4 protein-coding genes are annotated in these 5275 nt (G+C 41.9%); 3 read left to right on the forward strand and 1 reads right to left on the reverse strand.

What is annotated here, in order from left to right; genetic code table 11:
• Nucleotides 1–189: 189 nt before the first annotated feature.
• Complete coding sequence (locus B3473_RS00030) at nucleotides 190–1122, forward strand: DUF1002 domain-containing protein (protein ID WP_235281277.1); 933 nt, start codon at nucleotides 190–192, stop codon at nucleotides 1120–1122.
• 71 nt (nucleotides 1123–1193) lie between these two features.
• Here the strand turns inward: B3473_RS00030 and B3473_RS00035 are convergent, their stop codons facing one another.
• Entirely contained in the window at nucleotides 1194–2912 is a 1719-nt protein-coding gene (locus tag B3473_RS00035) for a phospho-sugar mutase (RefSeq protein ID WP_154455513.1), read from the reverse strand.
• Between the two features lie 252 nt (nucleotides 2913–3164).
• Between B3473_RS00035 and B3473_RS00040 the strand changes: the two genes are divergently transcribed.
• A complete protein-coding gene (locus B3473_RS00040) occupies nucleotides 3165–4241 on the forward strand; it encodes an aspartate-semialdehyde dehydrogenase (protein ID WP_154455512.1) in 1077 nt (358 codons plus the stop codon).
• Nucleotides 4242–4294: 53 nt separating this feature from the next.
• Nucleotides 4295–5230: a 4-hydroxy-tetrahydrodipicolinate synthase gene (gene dapA / locus B3473_RS00045; RefSeq protein ID WP_154455511.1), complete on the forward strand. Its 936-nt coding sequence runs from the start codon at nucleotides 4295–4297 to the stop codon at nucleotides 5228–5230.
• Nucleotides 5231–5275 lie beyond the last annotated feature (45 nt).

A 5275-nucleotide genomic window follows, 5' to 3' on the forward strand; every position in this document is an offset into this window, starting at 1 on the left:
TAACTTCATTTTAGAACTTTCCACTATGGATTTTTCCTTTATTACAGGGCTTTTATTACCACCTCGTTTTGAAAAAATATTATAAAAATGTTATAATATTATGATAACAAAGGAGTTTAATTAAGAAAGGAATAAATCATGTTCAGTATCAAAAAGTATTTCGTGGCAGTTGCCCTGCTTATCGCTTCGATGATAGGCGCGGTGCAAGTGCAGGCTGCTGGACAATCTGTTCAAGATGTTATTGATGAAACTTATGTGCAACCGCAATATGTTTTAGGCTATTCTTTATCAGATAAGCAGCGTTCGCAAACCTTGGCTTTGTTGAATTACAATGAGTCAAAAGACACCAACATCAAAACCATTTCAACAAGCGCCTATGCCAAAATTATGAATGTCGCGGATGACCCAAGCTTGCAGTTGTATTCTTCGGTTAAAATCCAAAAACTAGGCGCTTCTGAAGTCCTTACGGTCAACATTGTCACACCTGAAAACATCACAAAAGTGACCAAGGATATGTACCGTAATGCTGCGGTAACCTTAGGCATTGAGCACGCTTCTATCGAAGTGGCGTCACCTATCGCGGTAACTGGTGAATCTGCCTTAGCAGGTATTTATTACTCACTCGAAGAAAATGGGGCAACGATTTCAGACGAAAGCAAAGAACTTGCCCAAGAAGAATTGGACACCTTAGCCACTATCAATTCTGAAAACGAAGGAAACAGTGGTTACAGTGCCGACCAGCTAAATGTGGCACTTGCTGATATCAAATCAGCCGTAGCAGACGCAGGCGAAGGGGCTTCTAAAGAAGATATTCAAAAAATTGTCGATGAAACCCTCAGCAACTACAAGCTGCAAAATGTGCTTTCAAATAACCAAGTCAACCTCATCGTGAATTACGCGGTTAATTTATCAAAATCAGATGTGGTTAATAGCAAGAGCTTCCGTTCAACCCTAGCTTCACTTAAAAACAGTATTGTCGAACAATCAAAATCAACCTTTAAAGGTATGAATTTGAACTTTAATGCGGCAGATACGTTACAATCAAGCCAAAACTTTTTAGTGAGAATGTGGAATGCTATCGTGAACTTCTTTAAACAGTTATTTAGCAATTTTGGTGCTTAATGAATAACCCTTGCAGGTGTCTGCGAGGGATTTTGTATGCAAAAAAAGAGAGAAAGTTCCTCTCTTTTGTCTTATTTGACGAAGTTGTTGATTTCAGCTTCGATGTTAGCAATTTTAGCTTCTGCATCAGCCAAGTCAGTTCCAACTGTCGCGATGTAGAATTTGATTTTTGGTTCTGTACCTGAAGGGCGAACTGCAATCCAAGAATCATCAGCAAGAGTGTATTTCAACACGTTGCTTGGTGGCGTTGTCAAAGCTGTCACGCTACCGTCAGCAGTAGTAGCTGTTTGCGCCAAGAAATCTTCTGTTTTGGCAATAGCTGTTTCGTTGAATGCCACTGGAGCGTTGTTGCGGAATTTATCCATGATTTTCTTGATTTCGGCAGCACCGTCAACACCGCTAAGGGTAACAGAAATAGTTTTTTCAGCGAAGTAGCCGTATTCTTTGTAGATTTCTTCGATACCATCAGCAAGTGTCAAACCACGTGAACGGTAGTAAGCGGCAATTTCAGCCACGATAAGAACGGCTTGGATAGCATCTTTATCACGTACAAATGGTTTGATAAGATAACCAAAGCTTTCTTCAAAACCAAACATGTAAGTGTGGTTGCGTTTTTCTTCAAATTCTTGAATTTTCTCAGCGATGAATTTGAAACCAGTCAAGACGTTAAACATTGTTGCACCGTAGCTTTCAGCGATTTTTGTCACCAATTCAGTTGAAACGATTGATTTAGCTAGGGCTGCATTTTCTGGTAATGTACCAGCTGATTTGTGGGCTTCAAGAATGTATTTAGCGATAATAGCACCGATTTGGTTACCAGAAAGGTTGCGGTAAGAACCGTCTGCTTGACGAATTTCAACACCAAGACGATCAGCATCAGGGTCAGTGGCAACAAGCACGTCAGCATCGACCTTGCGGCCAAGTTCTTCTGCAAGAGCAAAGGCTTCTTGGTTTTCTGGGTTTGGTGATTTAACGGTAGAAAAATCAGGGTCTGGAACAGCTTGAGCTTCAACGACTTGAACTGAGTCAAAACCAGCTTGAGCAAGGGCACGACGTGCCAACATTTCACCAGTACCGTGAAGTGGTGTGTAGACAATCTTCATGTCTTTACCGTATTCATCAATCAAGTCTTGGTTGATGTTCACGTCTTTAACTTCTTTAAGGTATTCTGCATCAACCGATTCACCGATAACTTCAATCAAGCCAGAAGCTTTGCTTTCTTCAAGGTCAGCCAAAGCAATGGTGAATGGGTCTTCAATAGTACGGATAAAGTCAGTCAAAGCATCAGCATCAGCTGGTGGCATTTGCCCACCATCTTCACCATAAACTTTGTAACCGTTAAATGGTGCAGGGTTGTGGCTGGCAGTAATCATGATACCAGCAAATGTGCCTAAATGACGAACGGCAAATGATAATTCAGGGGTTGGACGTAATGATTCAAACACATAGCTTTTAATGCCGTGTTGGGCTAAAACTTGTGCTGATTCAAAGGCAAATTCAGGTGAGAAGTGACGAGAATCGTAAGCAATAGCTACACCGCGTTTTTTAGCCTCGTCGCCTTTTGTTTCAATCAATTTTGCCAATCCTTCAGTTGCTTGGCGAACAACGTAGATGTTGATGCGGTTTGTACCAGCACCGATGTATCCACGCATACCAGCCGTACCAAACTCAAGGTTGGTGTAAAAGGCATCCTCTTTGGTTTTTTCATCCATTTGGAGCAATTCCTGACGAAGATAGTCAGGGAGTTGTTCAAAGTTTAACCATTTTTCATAATTTTGACTATAAGACATAAGTAGAACTCCTTTATTTGTTCGTCTAAACGCTTACATTATATCATGTTGTTAGGGAATTATCTAGTGCAAATTGAAGAATCCTTTGTAAAATCCCTAAAAATAGCCTGTAAATTTTCAAAAAATGGGAGCCAATTTGCTTAAAGGAGAACTTTCTTTTTGCTTAAAAAAATAGTATAATAGAAGCACTATAATTTTTAGAAAATTTCGAGAATAGCTATTACAACTATTTTCACAGGAAGAGGTATTGAAATGGGCTATACAGTCGCTGTCGTTGGTGCCACAGGTGCCGTTGGAACTCGCATGATTCAACAATTGGAACAATCAACACTCCCGATTGACAAGGTGCGTCTTTTGTCATCTTCTCGTTCTGCTGGTAAGGTTTTGCAGTACAAGGGGCAGGATGTGACGGTTGAATTGACCACTGAAGAGTCATTTGAAGGCGTTGATATTGCTCTTTTCTCAGCAGGTGGTTCAGTGTCAGCTAAATTTGCTCCTTATGCGGTAAAAGCTGGAGCAGTGGTCGTTGATAACACGTCTTATTTCCGTCAAAATCCAGATGTGCCTTTGGTTGTTCCTGAAGTTAATGCGCACGCGCTAGATGACCACAACGGAATCATTGCCTGCCCAAACTGTTCAACCATTCAAATGATGGTTGCTTTGGAACCTATTCGCCAAAAATGGGGCTTGAGCCGTGTTATTGTATCAACTTACCAAGCTGTTTCAGGTGCGGGCCAATCGGCTATTAATGAAACCCTTCGTGAAATCAAGGAAGTGGTGAACGACGGTGTTGAACCAAAAGACCTCCGCGCTGACATTTTGCCATGCGGTGGGGACAAAAAACACTTCCCAATTGCCTTTAATGCCTTGGCACAAATCGATGTGTTCACAGACAACGATTACACTTATGAAGAAATGAAAATGACCAAGGAAACTAAGAAAATCATGGAAGAGCCAGAACTTCCTGTTTCTGCGACTTGTGTGCGTGTGCCTGTGCTTTATTCACATTCAGAATCTGTTTACATTGAAACCAAAGAAGTGGCACCGATTGATGAGGTGAAAGCGGCTATCTCAGCCTTCCCAGGTGCTGTGCTTGAAGATGATGTGGCTAACCAAGTTTATCCACAAGCGGCTAATGCAGTTGGTAAACGCGAAACCTTCGTTGGTCGTATTCGCAAGGACTTGGATGTTGCCAATGGTATTCATATGTGGGTGGTTTCAGATAACCTCCTCAAAGGTGCTGCTTGGAACTCAGTTCAAATTGCAGAAACCCTTCACGAACGTGGTCTTGTCCGCCCAACAAAAGAATTAAAATTTGAACTAAAATAAGCCAAGCAAACACAAACAGGAACATTAGAGGACAAAAAGGATAGGAGATAAGGATGGCTATTGAAGATTTAAAAGACGTTAAAATCATTACGGCGATGATCACCCCTTTCAGTGCAGACGGTTCTATTAACTTTGGGGCATTGCCAAAATTGGTGGAGCATTTGCTGGCTCACCACACAGATGCACTTTTACTAGCAGGAACAACAGCAGAAAGTCCAACATTGACCCACGATGAAGAGTTGGAGTTGTTTGCAGCAGTTCAAAAAATCGTCAACGGTCGTGTGCCACTGATTGCTGGTATCGGAACAAACGACACGCGCGACTCCATTGAATTTGCTCGTGAAGTAGCGGTCTTTGGAGGCTTTGCGGCTGGTTTAGCCATCGTTCCTTATTACAATAAGCCATCGCAAGAAGGCATGTATCAGCACTTTAAAGCCATTGCTGATGCCAGCGATTTGCCAATCATTATCTACAATATCCCAGGTCGTGTAGTGGTTGAAATGACTCCTGAAACCATGCTGCGTTTGGCTGAACACCCTAACATTATTGGGGTTAAAGAATGTACCAGCCTAGCCAATATGGCTTACTTGATTGAACACAAACCTAAGAATTTCTTGGTTTACACAGGTGAAGACGGTGATGCTTTCCATGCCATGAATCTTGGGGCAGACGGTGTGATTTCGGTTGCTTCTCACGTTAATGGTGATGAGATGCACGACATGCTGACAGCTATCGAAAACAGTGACATTAAAAAAGCGGCTGCCATCCAACGCCAATTCATTCCGAAAGTGAATGCCTTGTTCTCTTACCCAAGTCCTGCGCCTGTTAAGGCTGTGCTTAATTACCTTGGCTTTGAAACAGGTCCGCTACGCTTGCCATTGGTTCCATGTCCACCAGAAGATGCCAAACGTATCATTGACGTTGTTATTGACGGTGATATTGAAGCCACTAAAGAAACCGTCACAGGTGTTTTGCGACCAGATTATTAATCAAAACAAAAGTAGCAAAGTTTTTGAACTGCACCCCAAAAATTA

It is taken from the genome of Streptococcus sp. UBA632 (genome assembly GCF_002300045.1).
In the GTDB taxonomy this organism is placed as follows: domain Bacteria; phylum Bacillota; class Bacilli; order Lactobacillales; family Streptococcaceae; genus Streptococcus; species Streptococcus alactolyticus.

Coding starts and splice junctions, on each gene's coding strand:
- B3473_RS00030 (WP_235281277.1), top strand. CDS start 190: ATGATAGGCGCGGTGCAAGTGCAGGCTGCTGGACAATCTGTTCAAGAT.
- B3473_RS00035 (WP_154455513.1), bottom strand. CDS start 2,912: ATGTCTTATAGTCAAAATTATGAAAAATGGTTAAACTTTGAACAACTC.
- B3473_RS00040 (WP_154455512.1), top strand. CDS start 3,165: ATGGGCTATACAGTCGCTGTCGTTGGTGCCACAGGTGCCGTTGGAACT.
- dapA (WP_154455511.1), top strand. CDS start 4,295: ATGGCTATTGAAGATTTAAAAGACGTTAAAATCATTACGGCGATGATC.